The 17780-nt window shown below is 72.5% G+C and carries 10 protein-coding genes; 9 read left to right on the forward strand and 1 reads right to left on the reverse strand.

Features of this window, described 5'->3' with window-relative positions; all coding sequences use genetic code 11:
- Positions 1 to 25 precede the first annotated feature (25 nt).
- The 8 genes from rplS to WMF31_RS25680 all read left to right on the forward strand — a co-directional run bounded on the left by rplS (position 26) and on the right by WMF31_RS25680 (position 14027).
- Positions 26 to 379, forward strand: coding sequence for a 50S ribosomal protein L19 (rplS, locus tag WMF31_RS25645; RefSeq protein WP_129347025.1), 354 nt, complete (start codon positions 26 to 28; stop codon positions 377 to 379).
- A gap of 276 nt (positions 380 to 655) precedes the next feature.
- Positions 656 to 1993 carry an FHA domain-containing protein gene (locus WMF31_RS25650; RefSeq protein ID WP_436604460.1) on the forward strand — a complete coding sequence of 446 codons (1338 nt, stop codon included), beginning with the start codon at positions 656 to 658 and terminating at the stop codon, positions 1991 to 1993.
- Positions 1994 to 2221: 228 nt separating this feature from the next.
- Positions 2222 to 4360: an FHA domain-containing protein gene (locus WMF31_RS25655; protein WP_436604461.1), complete on the forward strand. Its 2139-nt coding sequence runs from the start codon at positions 2222 to 2224 to the stop codon at positions 4358 to 4360.
- A 44-nt stretch (positions 4361 to 4404) separates the two neighbouring features.
- On the forward strand, positions 4405 to 6468 hold the full coding sequence (locus tag WMF31_RS25660) for a protein phosphatase 2C domain-containing protein (protein WP_436604462.1): 2064 nt from the start codon (positions 4405 to 4407) through the stop codon (positions 6466 to 6468).
- 149 nt (positions 6469 to 6617) lie between these two features.
- On the forward strand, positions 6618 to 6752 hold the full coding sequence (locus tag WMF31_RS25665) for a hypothetical protein (protein ID WP_436604463.1): 135 nt from the start codon (positions 6618 to 6620) through the stop codon (positions 6750 to 6752).
- Positions 6753 to 6966: 214 nt separating this feature from the next.
- Positions 6967 to 10059 (forward strand): FHA domain-containing protein, encoded by a 3093-nt coding sequence (locus WMF31_RS25670; RefSeq protein WP_436604464.1) that lies wholly within the window; start codon positions 6967 to 6969, stop codon positions 10057 to 10059.
- A complete protein-coding gene (locus tag WMF31_RS25675) occupies positions 10046 to 12904 on the forward strand; it encodes a TonB-dependent receptor domain-containing protein (RefSeq protein ID WP_436604465.1) in 2859 nt (952 codons plus the stop codon). Before WMF31_RS25670 ends, WMF31_RS25675 begins: the two co-directional genes overlap by 14 nt.
- A 1-nt stretch (position 12905) precedes the next feature.
- The gene (locus WMF31_RS25680; RefSeq protein ID WP_436604466.1) at positions 12906 to 14027 is read left to right on the forward strand and encodes a hypothetical protein; all 1122 of its coding nucleotides are present in this window, start codon (positions 12906 to 12908) and stop codon (positions 14025 to 14027) included.
- 37 nt (positions 14028 to 14064) lie between these two features.
- Here WMF31_RS25680 and WMF31_RS25685 read toward each other — a convergent pair whose 3' ends face one another.
- Entirely contained in the window at positions 14065 to 15639 is a 1575-nt protein-coding gene (locus WMF31_RS25685; protein WP_436604467.1) for an SDR family NAD(P)-dependent oxidoreductase, read from the reverse strand.
- A gap of 875 nt (positions 15640 to 16514) precedes the next feature.
- Here WMF31_RS25685 and WMF31_RS25690 point away from each other — a divergent pair.
- Positions 16515 to 17717 carry an ATP-binding protein gene (locus tag WMF31_RS25690; protein WP_436604468.1) on the forward strand — a complete coding sequence of 401 codons (1203 nt, stop codon included), beginning with the start codon at positions 16515 to 16517 and terminating at the stop codon, positions 17715 to 17717.
- The last annotated feature ends 63 nt before the right edge of the window (positions 17718 to 17780 follow it).

Below are 17780 nucleotides of genomic sequence, written 5' to 3' on the forward strand. Positions count from 1 at the left end.
TCCCCCACCCTTTGAAGGAATGACCATGCAGACCTCGAACGTCCTCGCGAAGATCGAAGCGCCCATGTTCCGCGAGGGGATCCCGGATTTCCGGGTCGGCGATACGGTGCGAGTCCATTACCGGATCGTCGAGGGCGAGAAGGAGCGCATCCAGGTGTTCCAGGGCGTCGTGCTGAAGCGCCACCGCGCGGGGGTCCGGAGCACCTTCACCGTGCGCAAGGTGAGCTTCACGGTCGGCGTCGAGCGCATCTTCCTCCTGCACAGCCCCCGCATCGACAAGGTCGAGATCGTCTCGCGCGGCGTGGTCCGCCGCTCGCGGCTGTTCTACCTGCGGAAGCTCGCCGGGAAGGCCGCTCGCGTTCGCGACGCGAAGGATTGATTCCGCAGCAGCGCTGGCGCCCCGCTCGCGCCGTGGATGCCCGCATCCCGGCGGCCGACATGCGCCGCCGGGCTCTGGCCTCGACGCTCACCCGCCGACCCCGGCGCAGCGCCGAGGCCTTTGCGCGCGTGGCTGCGACGTCGGCGCCGCGCGCAGACGCCCCTGGGTCGGCCGCCAGCAGGGATCCCCGCATACTTCTTCTTGATCCTCGGCCGAGCGCCCACGGTATGCTCGCGGCGGCGGCGCCCCAGCGCCGCGAAACCGAGAAGGATCACCATGCTCTGTCCGCGTTGCGGTGCGCCCGCGACCCCCGCCGATAAGTTCTGCGCCGTGTGCGCCTCGCCGCTCGGGCCGCCGGGGCCTGGAGCGTTCGGAGCGCCGCCGCCGCCGCCTCCGCCGCCGCCTCCTCCTCCGTACCCTGCCCCGGTGGGCTTCGGCTCGCCCCCTGAGCCTCCCCCCAATTTCGGCTCACCGAGCGGCGGTTTTGGTCCGCCCCCGCCGGCGCCGTTCGGGGCTCCTCCTGGAGCACCTGCCGGTTTCCCGCAGCCCCCGGAGGGCGGCTCGCCCAGCTTCGACCCGCCCCCGCCGGCGCCGTTCGGGGCTCCTCCTGGAGCACCCGCCGGCTTCCCGCAGCCCCCGGAGGGCAGCTCGTCCGGCTTCGGCCCGCCCCCGCCGGCGCCGTTCGGGGCTCCTCCTGGAGCACCTGCCGGCTTCCCGCAGCCCCCGGAGGGCAGCTCGTCCGGCTTCGGCCCGCCCCCGCCGTTCGGCGCGCAGCCGGGCAACTTCGGCGCGCCCCAGCCGCCTCCGCCGATGCCGCTGAAGCCGCCGCCGTTCCCGCCGGAGCCGCCGCCCTTCGGCGGGCCCAGCGGCAGCTACGGGTCGTCCCCGGGCTTCTCGGAGCAGGGGAGCGGCTACCCCGGCCCGCCGCGGCCGCAGGGGTTCAATCCGCCGCCGCAGCAGCAGGGGGCGCGCTGCGTGCAGGGGCACCCGATCCCCGCGGGCGGCTCGTTCTGCATGGAGGGGGGGCATCCGATCGCCCTCGACGGGGGCTTCCCGATGGGCGGGGACGCCTTCAACCAGACGGCGTACGCGAACCAGGGCCAGGGGGGGCCGTCCGCGCCGCCGCCCGTGCCGCCGCCTCCCGGCCTGGGCCAGTACGGCGCGGAGCCGCAGCCCCCGCCGCCGCAGGGCATGCCCCTGCCCGCGCCGCCGCCCCCGTATGTCCCCCCTCAGCAGGTCGCGCCCTCGCCGGCGCCGCAGCCGGCGTGGGGCGGACGGGAGGGCCGCCGCGCCCTCGCCGGCTTCCTCGTGAGCTTCCAGGACGACCCGCTGGGCAGGTTCTGGCCGCTCTGGCAAGGCAAGAACGTCGTCGGACGCGCCGAGACGGGGCAGAAGGTCGACATCGAGATCGCCCACGGGACGACGTCGACCCACCACGCGACGCTCGATGTCGACGGCGGTCGAATCCTCCTCGCCGACCTCGGATCCACCAACGGCACGTTCCACAACGAGGAGGCGATCGGCTTCCAGGGCCGGCGCGAGCTGCGCGATGGCGACAAGATCCGCTTCGGCGGCTTCAGCGTCATCCTGTTCAGCGTGGCCGCGCGGGCCTAGCGGGCCCACCGCTCGAGGAGAGGCGTTGCCGACCTGGCCCCCTTCCCCCGCGACGTTCGACCGGCACCTGGCGCCCCTGCCAGGCTGCGTGAAAACCAACCGGATAGCCGTCGCCACCAGCGCGGCGGCCGCCCCGCTCGCGCGGGGAGCGCTCCTCTGCTCCCTCGCGCTCGCTGGAGATCCCCACGCATGATCCCCTCTCATGATGCGACTCGCCCGATCCACCCCGTGAGCGTCCCCACCCGTCGCGGCGGGCGCGGAGGCAAGGCCTTGCTCCGCGCCCCGCTCCTCGCGCTCGCCACCGCCCTCCTCACGCTCCTCGCCGGACAGCGCCGCGCCGAGGCCGCGCCCGAGGCGCACCTGCTCCGCATCGATCCGCGCGCGAGCACCGTGGACGGCTCGCCCGTGCTCACGACCGTGCTCGAGATCGTGCAGAACAAGCGCCTCAGCGATCTCACCCGCAGATGCGCGACGCTCACGGGCAACGCGAACCTCGACTGCGTCGCCGACGCGCTCGAGCAGCCGTCGGCGCTCTACTCGTCCTTCGACTTCCCCGAGAAGAACGCGATCCTGTCCGTCACGGTCGACGGGACGGATCTGCCGGCGAAGTTCGAGTCGAAGGCGCGCTGGGGCGACAGCGCGGGCCAGCCGGGCGTCGGGACGGCGTGGCTCATCCTGATCGACGCCGCGTCGAGCATGGGCACCCGCTTCGACGAGGCGAAGGCGGTCGCGAACGCGTTCGTGAACGCAATGCAGCCGAACGACATCGTCAACGTGATGTTCTTCAACGACCGCGGCGTCGTCGAGGACTCGAAGTGGGTGAGCAACAAGCAGACGGCGGCGCAGACCATCGCCGGCGTCACGCGCACCTACCCGACGCAGGGCCGCACGCGGCCGCTCTTCACGATCATCAAGAACGCCGCGACCGACGCGTTCAAGGAGCTCGGCAACGCCGGCCAGGGGCTCGCGGTGCCGATGCACCAGGCGATGGTGCTCCTCTCGAACGGCTCGGCCGGCGCGGATCCGATGTCGAACGCCGCGGCGGCGCACGCCCTCCGGGACTTCCTGACGAAGGGGCGCTTCCAGGAGGACAACGACGTCCTGCCGAAGACGCCGGTGCCCGCGATCTCGATCTGGTTCCCGAGCCAGCTCGTCGAGGAGTTCTCGGCGAACGCGCGCGAGTTCATGGAGGGGCTGGCGAACACCGAGATCGGCGGCTTCTTCAGCGTGGTGCGCAACGGCCAGGAGCGGCGCGCGGCCAACATCGTCAACGCGATCCGCACCCGCTTCAACAAGATGCACATCGTGAAGTGGCGGGTGTCGTGCGTCGCGCCGAGCATGACCCAGACCTTCAAGCTCGCCTTCGTCAACACGGATCCGCCGATCGCGGGCGACGCGACGTTCCAGAACGTCCCCCTCGGGCTCGATCCGACCGCGTGGCCGCTCGACGTCGACCGGGAGGCGACCGATCGCGCCGCGAAGAAGGAGCCGCTCTATCCCGGCGGCACGGTCAAGATCTTCGGCAACTTCTGCTGGGGCGGCAACGCGCAGCGGGCCGAGATCTACATGGTCCCGAAGAACCAGGCCGCGCCGCAGACGCTGCAGGGCGGGAGCATCGAGGACGCCAAGAAGGCGCAGCGGACGCTGATCGAGAGCGGGATGCGCGGCAAGGCGATCACGGCCGGCGACAGCGTCGTCGAGTTCGAGCTCCCGGACACGGACAAGTTCCTCGTGGGCAAGGGCGACCAGATGACGGCGCGCCTCATCGTCTACGACAACCAGGCGCGGCGCACGAGCGCGGTCACGGCCGACAAGATCCTCACGCTGAAGGCGAAGGAGGCGCCGCTGCCGTACCTGCTGATCGGCGGCGTGACGTTCGGCGGCGTCGTCATCGTGCTGCTGCTCGTGTCGATCTTCCGCGGCGGCTCCGGGCGGCGCCGCGGCGCGACGGCGGCGGCGCCGCCGAGGCCCATCGTCGCGGGCGGGCCGCCTGCGCCCTACGCGCCGGCGCCCCCTCCTCCGGGCGACTTCATGTACGGCGGCGGGCCGGGGATGGCGCCTCCTCCGGGCGGCTTCAGCCGGGCGACGCTCTCGGGGGCGGCCGGCATCTTCACCGTGCACCCCGGCGTCGAGATGCGCGCCGGCCGCGACGGCGCGGCGTGCCAGATCCTGCTCTCCGAGCCGCGCGTGTCCGGCACGCACGCGAGCGTGAAGCTCGAGGCCGGCCAGCTGTTCGTGCGGGACGAGGGCTCGAACAACGGGACGTACGTGAACGGCCAGCGCATCGCCGCCGCCGTCTGGACGCCCGTGCCGCCCGGCGCCGCGTTGCGGTTCGGTCCCGTCGAGTTCAGCGTCCGTTTGGAGTAGCGTGATCCGGGGCCCGGCGTCCCGCCCCCACCGATGCCCCCTTCATGATGCCCCCGACCGAGTCCCCCCTGCACCTCAAGATCGAGTTCGCCCAGGCCAGCGATCCGGGTCGGGATCCGAACAAGCAGGTCAACGAGGATGCGTGCGGTTACGCCGAGACCCAGTTCGGTCACCTCTGCGTCCTCTGCGACGGCATGGGAGGACACTACGGGGGCAGCGAGGCGAGCCGCACCGCCATCACGACCATCTTCGAGGTGATCGAGCAGACGCCGGCCGCCGTGGATCCGAGGGCGGTGCTCAGGGCCGCGATCGAGGAAGCGGGGCGCCGCGTCTACCGGCTGGGCGGGCCGGCGGAGAACCGCGTCCGGCCCGGATCGACCGTCGTGGCGATGATCCTCCACGATCGCGGCGTCGACGTCGCGCACGTCGGCGACAGCCGCGCGTACGTGATCCGGGCCAACCAGATCTACCCGCTCACCCGCGATCACTCGATGGTGCAGGGGATGCTCGACGCGGGCATGATCACCGAGGCGCAGGCCATCGGCCACCCCGACGCGAACAAGATCACGCGCGCGCTCGGCATGCGACCGGAGGTGGAGGTCGAGGTTCGGCCCGAGCCGATGGAGCTGTACCCGGGTGACGTGCTGATCCTGGCGAGCGACGGCCTGACCGACCTCGTGCTCAACCCGGACATCCTCGGATGCACGCGGCAGGCGCTCGCGTCAGGCTCGGTCGATCACGCCTGCCGGATGCTGGTGCAGCTCGCCAACCACCGCGGCGGCCACGACAACATCACCGTGCAGATGGCCCGCGTGCTCGAGGCGGGCAACCGCTCGCTCACGATCGCGCAGGGTCCGCCCGGCGTCGCCGGCGGCACCGGCAGCGGCGACACACCGCGCGCTCTGGGGCCGCACGACACCCTCGCCATGACGCGACCCGATGAGGCAGCGACGAGCCGGCGGAACCCCGCGACGGCGCCGCATGCCCCCGGCCACGGTGCGCCTGCGGCCGCCGCGCCGGCGGTTGCTGCGCCTGCGGCCGCCGCGCCGGCGGTTGCCGCGCCGTGGGAGCCGGTTTCACCGACAGCAACCGATGCGCCGGCCGGCGTGCGACCGACAGCGACCGACGCCTCCGCAGGCGCGGACCCGGCCGTGACCGCCGCTGGCCCGGGGACCGGGGACAGCACGCCTGCGCTCCGCCCGACGGCCGCTGACGGTCCGCCCGCGCTTCGCCCGACCGCGGCAGACGACATGGTAGGGCTGGCCCCCACGGCTCCCGACAACGCGCCTTTGCTGGCCCCCACGGCCGCGGACAACGCGCCTTTGCTGGCCTCCACGGCTCCCGACAACGCGCCTGGGCTCCGCCCAACAGCGACGGACGCCGCTCCGGCGCCGCCCTCGACCGTGCCGGGCTCCCCTGCGCCTGTGCCGCACATGCACGCGCCGGACGCGCCCGCCGTCGTGTCTCCCATCCCTCTGAGCGTCCCCTCGGCCCTCGCGCCGCCCCCGATGTCCCATGGAGCGATGCCTCCCCCGGGCGCCCACGGCGCGCAGCCTCCCCCCGACGCCCGCGGCACGCTGCCTTCTCCCGGCGCCCGCGGCGCGCTGCCTCCCCCGGGCGCCTGCGCCCACGGCGCGCTGCCTTCTCCCGGCGCGCCGCCTCCCCCGGGCGCCGCCGGCGCGCTGCCTCACCCCGGCGCAGCCTACGGCGGGCCGCCTCACCCCGGTCCCCCCTGCGCATTGCCTCACCCCGGCGCCGCCCCCGTCGCGCTGCCTCACCCGCCCGTCCAGGATGCCGCCGCGGCCGCCGCGCCCTTCCCAGGGCTCCGTGCTGCGGCGCCAGGCGGCCCCCCCGCCGGCGCCCCGCCCCCCCACCTCCTCGCGCCCGCCCCGCCGCTCGCCCAGGGCTACGCCGCGGCCGCGCCTCGCATCGCGCCTGCCCACGATCCCGCGCCGAGCGTCTCCGGACCCGTCTCCACCTCCGCGCCCCTGTCCGTGCCGACCACCGTGCGCACCCCGCGCGGCATCACCGTGATCGTCATCGCCGGGATCTCGGCCACGATCGCCCTGCTGCTCGCCATCCTGCTCTGGAACGTGATCGCGGGCTGACGCGAGCTGATGCGACGAACCGCCAGCGCCCGCGTCGCGTGCACGACAGACGCGCTCCGCCTGCCGGCACGCGCCCCCGGCCCCGGCTGCGAAATGCGATTGAAGTGGGACCGGAGTCCGGATTAGCCTAACCCTCCGGAGGTGGCTCCATGCCTGGAGATCAGGAGCTCGAGTACGGCGACGACGCCGACGTCACGCCAGCCGACATCGACGACGAGCCCGAGTCGAACCGCACGCCCTCCCTCGAAGAAGCCCGCGCCGGCTTCATGCTCCTCGACCTGTGATGCGCTGAGCCCCCGGCCCCGTAGCCGTAATCACGCTCCGCCCCGAAGCTCCGTCCGAAAAGCGGGAGAGTCCCCCCGCCAGGCTCGCCCTTCGCATCGCGCGGAGTCACACACGCGCGCCTCGCGCGCGGGCCTCCGCGCCGCCTCGGCGACGCGCACGCGGCGCGCCTCTTTCCTTGCCCTCCCCAACGGCCTGTGGTGAAACGCGGCCCGCATGATCCCGGGGCTTGGCAAGCAAAGCATCACGATCGGCAGCGCTCCCACCTGCGATGTGGTGCTCGTCGCTCCCGGCGTCCTGCCCGAGCACGCGCGCATCGTCAACCACGGTGGGGGCAAGCTCCTCTTCGCCTGCGGGCAAGGGCCCGCGTCGGCCAACGGCCGGGCGCTCGCGCCGGGGGAGCAGATCCCGTTCGACTTCCGCACGCAGTTCCTCGTCGCGCAGACGCCGGTCCCGCTCAACCACCCGGCCATCACGCTGATGCTGGCGTCGCCGGGCACGCTCACGCCCGCGCCCGGCCAGATCGTGATCGGGCGAGACCCCGCGCGCGCCTCGCTGGTGCTGCAGCACCCGAGCGTCTCGAGCCAGCACGCGACCGTCACGCTCGATCGCATGATGGTCATCGACCACAGCTCCACGAGCGGCACCTACGTGGGCGCGCAGCGCATCGCCCCCGGCGCGCCGACGCCCATCGATCCCCAGGGCGCCGTCGCCTTCGGGCCCGTCCCCGTGCAGGTGTCCCTGCTCGCGCAGCTCGCCCAGGCAGCGCGGCAGTCGGCGCTGCCCGGCGCGCCCTCCGCCATGCCCTCCCCGAGCGCCCTCCCGCAGCAGCCCGCGCCGGCAGGCTACGGGCCACCGCCGCAGCCCGCCCCCGGCGGCTACGCGCAGCAGCCCGCCCCCGGCGGCTACGCGCAGCAGCCCGCCCCCGGCGGCTACGCGCAGCAGCCCGCGCTGGCTGCGTCGGCCGTGCCCGCGGCCGGCGCGCCCGGGAGAAAGAACAAGACCGTCCTCGGCCAGCTCGACTTTTCCGGCGGCGGCTCGAACGTCAAGCAGATCGGGCGCACCCCCGACAACGACATCGTGCTCGCCCACCCCCAGGTGTCGAGCCACCACGCCCTGTTGCACTCGATCAACGGGCAGCTCTACGTCGAGGACCGCGGCAGCGCCAACGGGACCTACGTCCGCGGCAACCGCATCGCGCCCGGCCAGAAGATCTCCGTACAGAGCGGCGAGAAGATCTACATCGGGCCCATGCCCCTCCAGATCGAGATGGGGGGCGCGGGCGCCGTCGAGCTCGTCCAGGAGGAGTACGCCGCCGATCGATGGGCAGGGCGCCCGCTCTACGAGATCGAGGCGTGGAGCCTCACCCTCCAGGTCCCCGATCGCGACAACCCCCAGGAGCAGAAGACGCTGCTCGACAACGTGTCGTTCAAGGCGCTGCCGGGCGACATGATCGCGCTGATGGGGCCGTCGGGCGCCGGCAAGACGACGCTCCTGCTCACCCTGAACGGCTACCTCCCGCCGACGAGCGGCGTCGTCCGCATCAACGGCGAGGACCTCTACAACATCTACGACACGCTCCGCGGCTCCATCGGCTACGTGCCGCAGGACGACCTCGTGCACCCGGAGCTCACGGTCTTCGAGGCCGTCCGCTACAGCGCGAAGTTCCGCCTGCCGCCCGACTACAGCGAGGAGGAGATCGACGCGCGCGTCGAGCAGACCATCAAGGACCTCGGCCTCGAGGGCGTCAAGAACCTGCAGATCGGCAAGCCCGAGAACAAGATCCTCTCGGGCGGCCAGCGCAAGCGCGTCAACATCGCGCTCGAGCTCGTCACCGATCCCGTCATCCTCTTCCTCGACGAGCCGACCTCGGGCCTCGCCGCCGACGACACGACCGCGCTGATCAGCCTGCTGCACGACCTCACGAAGGCCACCGGCAAGACGATCATCATGACGATCCACCAGCCGGCGAAGGATGAGTTCGAGAAGTTCAGCCACGCGCTCATCCTCGGCTACGGCGGCATCCCGATGTTCTTCGGGCCGACCCGGCCCGACGCCTACCGCTTCTTCGGCACCTGGAAGGAGCGGCACGGCCAGCCCAACGACATCGACAACCCGCGCGACATGTTCGAGATGCTCGCGCTCCGGGAGCGGCCCATCTTCGACCAGCTCCGCGCGCGCGACCCGAACGTGTCGCGCGGCGAGGCCCGGAAGCTCGCGGCGATCGAGTGGCGCAAGGAGTTCTTCAACGACGCGAACCCGACCTACCGGCGGATGTACTCCGGCCGGCGGGAGATCGGCACCGGGCAGGGGCAGCGCGGCATCCCGGCCGGCCGCGCCACGACCACGGGGCAGCTCGGCCTGCTCCTGTCGCGCTACTTCAAGGTGAAGATCCGCGACGTCGGCGGCACCGCGATCATGCTCCTCCAGGCCCCGATCATCGGCGTCCTGCTCGCGATCGTCTTCGGCGGGCAGGAGAAGGCGATCCCGGCCTGGTGCCTCGGCGCCCTCCAGGAGCTCGGCCGCCGCGCCGGCGGCGGGGACCAGGGGACCGACGTCCTCAAGAACATGGAGGTCACCACCGATCACACCGCGGCGATCTTCTTCCTCGTCGTCGCCGCGGTCTGGTTCGGGACCTCCAACGCGGCGCGCGAGATCGTCAGCGAGCGGGCCATCTACCTCCGCGAGCGCATGGTCAACCTGGGGCTCGTCAACTACGTGCTCTCCAAGTACCTCTTGCTCGCCGGGTTCTGCGTCATCCAGTGCACCGTCCTGCTCGCCATCGTGTTCTTCGCCCTCGGCTTCCACGGCGGCGCGGAGGCGTTCGCGATGCAGCTCGCCGCGTTGACCGCGACCTCGCTCAGCGCCGTCGCGCTGGGGCTGCTCCTCTCCACGGTGGTCGCCTCGTCCGAGGCGGCGATGGCCCTCACGCCGATCGCGCTCATCCCCCAGGTCGTCCTCGGCGGGCTCATGGTGCCGATGACGACCGTCCCGCACCTCCGGCCGCTCATGTACATCATCCCGGCGCGCTGGGGGTTCGAGGGGGCGATCGCGCCGGAGCGGCGCGCGGTCGCGGAGGATCCTGCCTGGGTCATCGATCTGCACCGCGCCGACTCGAGCCCCGCGGACTTCATCGAGGGCGGCAGGTTCAAGTGCGCCATCGCGCAGATGGCGGCCGACAACTACGCGGGGGCGTGGGGCTTCACGTCGTACGATCAGACCTGGGTGCCGTTCGCGGTGCTCGCCGGGATGACCGCGGTCATCCTCGTCACGCTGTGCGCGGTCCTCAAGCGGCGTGACCCGGTGTGATCCCGTGGTGACGCAGGCGCCCGCCCCCACGCGCACCGACGGCCCGTCCCCGCGCCGCCCGCGGAGGCCGGGCGCGGCGGCGCTCTCGGCGCTGCTCGTCGCCGCGCTCTCGCCCGGTCCGGCGCTCGCGCAGCAGCGAGGCCCGCAGGAGCAGCCGGCGCCGCCCGCGACCCCGGGCCAGACGAGCGTGCCCCGGGGCGAAGGCGGCGCGATCCCGACGCCTCCCTCCACCACGCCCGCCGCCCCCACGACCCCCGCCCCCGCGCCGACAGGGCGGGCGACGCCGCCGCGGGCGCTCAACTACACGCCGCCGGCGTACCCGCCCGAGGCCGAGAGGCAGGGGTTCGAGGGGTCGGTGACCCTGCAGCTCGACATCGATCGCGACGGGCGCGTGAGGCAGGCGGTCGTCATCGAGGGCGCCGGGCACGGCTTCGACGAGGCGGCGGTGGCCGCCGCCCGGAAGCTCGAGTTCGAGCCCGCCCGGCGCGCCGACGGCACCCCCGCCGCGGCGCGCATCCTGTACCGCTACTCGTTCACGCTGAAGCCCGCCGAGCCGCCGCCGGCCGCCGCCGAGGCGGCGAGGCCCGTCGAGACCTTCCGCGGCGCCGTGCTCGCCAGCGGCGGCGATGTCCCGCTCGCCGGCGCCACGATCTCGCTCGCGCGCATCGCCGGCGCCGGCGACGCCCCGGCCGCGTCCGTCCCGCCGGAGGTCACCACCGACGAGGGCGGCGCGTTCGTCTTCGTCGATCTGCCGCCGGGCCGATACCAGGTCACCGCCGCGGCGCCCGGCTTCGAGCCGCTCTCCGTCGAGGAGGAGATCGCCGCGGGGGAGCAGACCGAGGTGAAGTACCGGCTCCTGCCGCGCGGCGAGGGCCTCGAGGTCACGGTCCGCGGCGAGCGCCCGCCCCGCGAGGTCACGAAGCGCACGATCGAGCAGCGCGAGATCAACCGCATCCCCGGCACGAACGGCGACGCGCTGCGCTCGCTCCAGAACCTGCCCGGCGTGGCGCGCCCCCCCACCCTCGCCGGCCTGCTGCTCGTGCGCGGCTCCGGCCCGCAGGACACGCAGACCTTCGTCGACGGCACGCAGGTGCCGCTCATCTACCACTTCGGCGGCCTCTCCTCGGTCGTGCCGACCGAGATGCTCGAGAAGATCGACTTTTACCCGGGCAACTTCAGCGCCAGGTACGGCCGGGTGCAGGGCGGCATCGTGGATGTCGGCCTGCGATCGCCGAGCGAGGACGGCGAGCTCCACGGGCTGGTCCAGATGGACCTCATCGACGCCCGCTTCCTGCTCGAGGGGCGCGTGCCGTACCTCGAGCAGGTCCGCTTCGCGATCGCGGGCCGGCGCAGCTACATCGGCGAGTCGTTCGGCCCCGTGCTCGAGGCGGCCGGCGCGGGCGTGACCCAGGCGCCGGTCTACCACGACTACCAGATCCTCCTCGAGGGCGAGCCGACGCCCTCGTCGCGCCTCCGCCTCGTGTTCTTCGGCTCGGACGACGCCCTCGAGGTGCTCCTCGGCGAGCCGGCGCCGAACGAGCCGGCGCTCGCGGGCAACGTGGGGCTGCACACGTCGTTTCAGCGGCTCCAGGTCCGCTACGATCACGAGCTCACCGACAAGGACCGGCTCGACGGCGCGCTCGCGCTCGCGCGCGACGACTTCGATTTCGGGATCGGGGCGATCTTCTTCAAGGTCGGCCTCAGCTCGATCTCCGGGCGCCTCGAGTACTCGCGGCGGCTGTCGAAGGGGGTGGGCTTCAACGCGGGCGTCGACGTGTTCGGCGGCCTGTACGCGGTGAGCTTCCGCGGCCCCGGGCCGGGCCGCCCCGGCGAGCCGCGGAACCAGCCGTTCTCCACGCGCACGCTCCAGGAGATCTCGCGCGAGGGCTCGTTCATCTACCCCGCCGCCTACGCCGAGCTCGAGCTCGCCCCGACCGCCCGGGCGAAGATCGTCCCGGGCCTGCGCCTCGACTACCAGGACCTGAACCAGCAGGCCACCGTGAGCCCGCGCGTCAACGGCCGCGTCGACGTCGTGGGGGGGTTCCCGCGGACGACGGTGAAGGGCGGCGTCGGCGTGTTCCACCAGCCGCCGCAGTTCCAGGAGGTGATCCCGCCGCTCGGCAACCCGGGCCTGAAGTCGACGCGGGCGCTGCACTACGCGGTCGGCGTCGAGCAGGAGCTCACCCGGAACATCGAGGCGTCGGCCGAGGGGTTCTACAAGCAGCTCGACGAGCTCATCGTCGGCGTGACGAGGCCCGCGTCGGTCCAGCTCGACTACCAGAACGTCGGCACCGGCAGGGTCGTCGGCGGGGAGTTCCTGCTCAAGTACAAGCCCGACGACCGCTTCTTCGGCTGGGCCGCCTACACGCTGTCCCGCAGCACGCGGGTCCCGGAGCCCGGCGAGGCGGAGCGCCTCGTGTCGTTCGATCAGACCCACATCCTCACGGTGCTCGGCAGCTACCGCCTCGGCGGCGGCTGGGAGCTCGGCGCCCGGTTCCGCCTGGTCTCCGGCAACCTGATCACCCCCAACGTCTGCAACGTCCACGAGCAGAGCTGCGATCCGTACCGCACCAACGCGCTCTTCCACGCTCCCACCGGGACCTATACGCCCATCCCGTTCTCGGGCCCGAGCAGCGAGCGGCTGCCCATGTTCCATCAGCTGGATATGCGCCTCGACAAGACGTGGAAGTTCAAGAGCTGGCGGCTCTCGGGCTACCTCGACGTGCAGAACGTCTACAACAACGCCAACAGCGAGGCCATCCAGTACAACCACAACTACACGGCCCGCCAGTACGTCACGGGGCTGCCCATCTTGCCGAGCATCGGCGTGCGAGGAGAGTTCTGAGGTGGGACCGACGCGAGCGAGCGGGGGCGGGGGCGGGCGCGCCGGCGCGGGCCGCGGGCGCAGGGTGCGGCGCGCGCTGCTCGCGGCCCTGGCGACGGGCGCGATCGCCGCGCCGGCGATCTCGTCCGGGTGCGTCGCGGGCTTCGATCCGCCGAGCGTCGTGCGCGGGCTCCGCGTCTTCGCGGTGGTCGCCGACAAGCCGTACGCCCTCCCCGGCGACACGGTGAGCTTCACGATCCACTACCAGGACGCCGCCACGAGCCCCGACGAGGGGGCACGGCCGATCTCGATCTTCTGGATCGGCGGGTGCGAGAACCCGATCGGCGACGACTACTACGGCTGCTATCCGCAGTTCGCGGAGCTCGCCGGGCAGCTCGAGGGCTGGACCCCGGGCGATCCGCTGCCCTCGCTCGACGGCGTGTCCCCCGGCTTCGGCGAGACGTACTCGGTGAAGCTCGGGGAGGACATCGTCTCCAGCCGCGAGAGGCCGGCGTCAGGCCCGCATTACGGCACCGCGTACGTGTTCTTCGTCGCCTGCGCCGGGACCCCCGGTCCCGTCGACGACGAGGGCACCGGGAAGGCCGGCTCCTTCCCCGTCGGCTGCTTCGACGCCGAGGGGCGGAGGCTCGGCGCCGAGGGGTTCGTCGCCGGCTACACGCAGGTCTACGTCTTCGACGACGGGCGAATGAACGCGAACCCCGAGCTCCAGGGGCTCGCGCTGGACGGCGCTCCCCTGCCGGAGGACTTCGGCGACATCCCCACCGTGCCGCGCTGCCCGATCGGCGCGGAGGAGCGGCGCGAGGCCGGGTGCAGCGCGGAGGATCCGTTCACCGCGTGCACCGCGTACGACCTCGACGCGCTCGTCTCCCCGGACGCGGCGGAGCCCGATCCCGACGCGAAGCTGGAGCCGCTGAAGGAGATCCTCTGGGTCGACTACTTCGCCGACCAGGGAGATCTCGACGGGAGCATCAAGCTGGTGAGCGACGCGGCCACGGGCTACATCGAGGACCACGCGGTGAAGTGGATCCCCCCGGCGGAGCCGGGCATCGCCACGCTAACCGCGGTCCTGCGCGACGCGCGCGGCGGCGCGTCCGTGGTGCGGCGCCTCGTCCGCGTCGAGTGAGCCGCGCGGGGCGCGCGGGCTCGGGAGGCGGCCGCGGCTACCAGTCGGTCGGCATGTAGTCCTTGAGGAACTGGCCGTAGACGTGCTGGCCGGTCAGGTGCCCCGAGAAGATGGGGTCGCAGATGCGGGCGGCGCCGTCGACGATGTCGAGCGGCGGATGGAAGCCGTGCTCCTCGAGCTTGCGGGCGGCGAGCGCCGCGGGGTCCTCGTCCGTGACCCAGCCCGTGTCGACGCTGTTCATGAAGATGCCGTCCTTCGCGTAGTCGGGCGCGGAGGTGCGCGTCATCATGTTGAGCGCGGCCTTGGCCATGTTGGTGTGAGGGTGCCTGTCCGTCTTGTAACGGCGGTAGAACTGCCCCTCCATCGCGGAGACGTTGACGATGTGCCTGTCGAACGTCGGGCGGCGCATCATCAGCGGCTTGAGCCGGGAGTTCAGCACGAAGGGGGCGACCGCGTTGACGAGCTGGACCTCGAGCAGCTCGACGGTCGGGACCTCGGCGAGGGTCAGGCGCCAGCTGTTCATGGCCCGGAGATCGACCTGCTGGAGGTCGGCGTCATAACGCCCCTTGGGGAAGAGCACGTCGTCGAGGGGCTCGTCCCCTGGGCCGGGGATCTGGGAGAGCAGCGCGGGCTCGCGGAGGCCGGCGTCGGGATCGCCGCCGGCGACGAGGGGGAGCGTGCCGCCCGCGCGGAGCGCGTCGTAGTCGCGGAGCAGCGGCTGCGCGGCCGCCGGGAGGGCGTGGACGGGCCCGGTCTCGCCCTCGATGAGGTGGGCGTAGAAGCCGGGCGGGCGCCGCACGGTCTGGCAGGCGTTGTTGATGATGAAGTCGAGCCGATCGAGCGTGCGGAGGAGGTGGCGCGTGAAGCGCTCGACGCTCGGCGTGTGGCGGAGATCGAGGCCGTAGATGGAGAGCCGTGAGCCCCACACGTCGAAGTCGCGCTCGGCCGAGAAGCGGCGCGAGGCGTCGTGCGGGAAGCGGGTGGTGACGATCACCCGCGCGCCCGCGCGGAGCATCATGATCGCGGCCTGATACCCGATCTTGACGCGGGCGCCGGTGATCAGCGCGACGCGGCCGTCGAGCGGCGCTGTCTGGCTGCGCTTCTGGTAGTTGAAGTCGCCGCAGGCGGTGCACATCGCGTCATAGAAGAAGTGCACCGTGCGGAACTCGGCCTTGCAGACGTAGCACTTGCGCGGCTTCGCGAGCTCCGGGCCGCCGCGCTCGGGCGGCGCGCCCGGCGACCCGGACGCGGAGGGCGGCGCGCCCGGCGACCCGGACGCGGAGGGCGGGGCGAGGGCGGGCGCGTCCGGGGTGCGGAACACGGGCTCGCGGCGGGCGACGCGGATGCCGACCGCGTCGAGGAGCGCGGCGTCGGCGGACCGCTCGGCGCGCCGGTCGCGCTTGCGAAAGGCCCTGGCGAGCTCCCGCTGCTCGGCGCGCTCGGGGCGCGAGACGCGGCCGGCGGCGAGGAGGAGCCGGCGGCGATCCTCGGCGCTGACGGCGGCGAGCTGCGCGCGGTCGTCGACCAGGGACTCGAGCACCTTCAGGCAGGCGTCGAGCTCGGCGGCCGTGAACGGCCGGCCTGCGCCGGTGGGTTCGCTCTCGGAGCTCATCGAAGCGGCGGTGCATAGCACGCAGGCGTAGCTGTGCGAATCGGGCGCGCCGGGAGGCGGGGCTCCGCCCACCTCCAGCCCGTGCGCCTGCTCCCGGAGTGAGCGCGCTTATCTGGCATCGCGCTGGTAGGAGCAAGGCGTGCCGCCTTCGACCACCTCGGCGAGGGTGCCCATCTTGAGATTGACGGTGAGCGTGGTGGGGAACGGATGTCCGCCCGGGCCCCGCGACGTGTCAGCGACGGAGAACGTGAGCGTGTCACCGGAGCGCTTGAAGGTCCCCTTGCGATGGATGATGCCGGACCAGATGCATGTGACCCTGGGCGGACATGGGGCGACGCGATCCTCCGCGGCGAAGCTACCATCCCCCCCGAAGGAGAGCAGGCGCTCGTATTTGCGCGGACCGCACGCGGCGGACCTCCAAGACCCGAGCAGCTCCTCATCGCCGGTCGCCGGAGCCGCCTTCGTCGGCGCAGGGGCGGTCGGCGCGTCTGTCGCCGGCGCAGGGGCGGTCGACGCCTCTGTCGCTGGCACCGACGTAGAGGTCGCGGTGGACGGGGGCTCGGTGGAAGCGGCCGGTGATGCGGGAAGGTTCGGTTCGGCCGCTGGCTCTCCCGGTCCATGGGTAATGCACGCAGCGAGCCACGTGAGCAGCGTGACGACGGACAGGGTCGACGTTCGCATCGCAAGCGCTCATCCCACGAAGGAGCACCGCCTGCAATCGCGGATCCGGCAAGGATCGTGGTATCGAAGCGTCGCCGCACGTCCACGCCCACTTCACCAAGGAGGGCGGCACGCAGTACTGATTTCGCGCCGACAGCCGGACTTTCGAGGACCGGGGGCCGCTGCTCGTCGAACTCCTCCGTCGCAAGCAGAGCTTGCCCCCGTTTCTGGACGCGATCTGCCCCGACGCCACGCTGGCGGACATCGATCGCCTCGCGCTCGAGGATTTCCTCGAGCCGCTCCGGTTGCCACGTCCCGCGCTCGAGTACCTGAAGCCGGGGGTCTCCATCGAGACGGTCGCGACACCGCTCGTGGGGCTGCGCCAGCTGGCGCCTGGCACTGCAGAGCCCGCGCCGACCCGCCTCGTCCTTCTCCTCTTCGGGCACACGCCCACGCGCTTCCTCCGCGGTGCGCGGGTGGTGCTCGCGGTCTACGAGGGCAACACGCGCGCCGCGATCCACAGCCAGCGCTTCGACGCCGAGGGGCCGATCCCCAAGCTGCTCCGCGATACCCGTGACAAGTTGCGCTTCTACACTGGGCTCGCCATCGACAAGTCGAGCGGCGTGGGCGGACGGACGGCGAACCGGCCGCGGTACTCGCAGCGCGCTCTCGACGAGGCGGTCGTCAACGCCATTGCGCACCGGGACTACGAGTCAAGCGATCCGATCCCAATCACGGTATTCACAGATCGGATCGAGATCACGAACCCCGGCGGCCTCGTCCCAGGGCTCGACATCCAGCGCGTCCGCGAGGGAGGTTCCGCTCCCTCGTGGCGCAACCCCTCCCTCGCGAGCTTCCTGCTGCGGCTCGGCGCTGCCCAGACCCTGGGTCAGGGGATCCCCACCATCCTCCAGGAAACACTCGCCACCGCCGGAAAACCAGCGGTGATTATCGTCGAGCCAGGCCGCTTCACCGTCGTCCTGCCTGCGCTCCAGCCCGCGATCTCGCCCGGGACGCCGCCGCTGCTCCGGGGCGAGCTGGCTGGATCCCAGCGCGACGGCCTGATCCTGATCTCGATCGGCGGCGAGTCAGTTCGCCCCGTGGTGGATAGCTCGCTCGCCGAGCTCGGGCTCTCCGAGGCTGACGTGCTCATCGATCACGCTTCCCCAGGGTACGTGGACCCTGACGCGCAACGCTGGGAAGAGGAGGCGCGGATCGTCCGCGATGCGGTCCGCCGGTGCGTCGAGGACACCAGGTACGGCCGATTCCACCTGTTCTACCGCGGGCCCGTTGCGCTCGCTCCGCTACTGGGCGCGCTCATCGCCCCGAACAAGCCGCTCGTGGTATACTACCATGAGGCCGGGCGGTACCGGCAGGCGATGACGCTGGACAGGAGGTTCCTCGTCGCCAAAGAATGAACCAGGACGACCGAGCAGGCTTGCTGAAGGCCCTCCGCCGCGCGAGCGGCGGACGCAAATCGG

It is taken from the genome of Sorangium sp. So ce1036 (genome assembly GCF_051369805.1).
Classification (GTDB): domain Bacteria; phylum Myxococcota_A; class Polyangia; order Polyangiales; family Polyangiaceae; genus Sorangium; species Sorangium cellulosum_F.

Bases quoted from the DNA above. Each gene is read 5' to 3' on its own strand.
- rplS (WP_129347025.1), top strand. From the start codon at position 26: ATGCAGACCTCGAACGTCCTCGCGAAGATCGAAGCGCCCATGTTCCGC.
- WMF31_RS25650 (WP_436604460.1), top strand. From the start codon at position 656: ATGCTCTGTCCGCGTTGCGGTGCGCCCGCGACCCCCGCCGATAAGTTC.
- WMF31_RS25685 (WP_436604467.1), bottom strand. From the start codon at position 15,639: ATGAGCTCCGAGAGCGAACCCACCGGCGCAGGCCGGCCGTTCACGGCC.
- WMF31_RS25660 (WP_436604462.1), top strand. From the start codon at position 4,405: ATGATGCCCCCGACCGAGTCCCCCCTGCACCTCAAGATCGAGTTCGCC.
- WMF31_RS25670 (WP_436604464.1), top strand. From the start codon at position 6,967: ATGATCCCGGGGCTTGGCAAGCAAAGCATCACGATCGGCAGCGCTCCC.
- WMF31_RS25665 (WP_436604463.1), top strand. From the start codon at position 6,618: ATGCCTGGAGATCAGGAGCTCGAGTACGGCGACGACGCCGACGTCACG.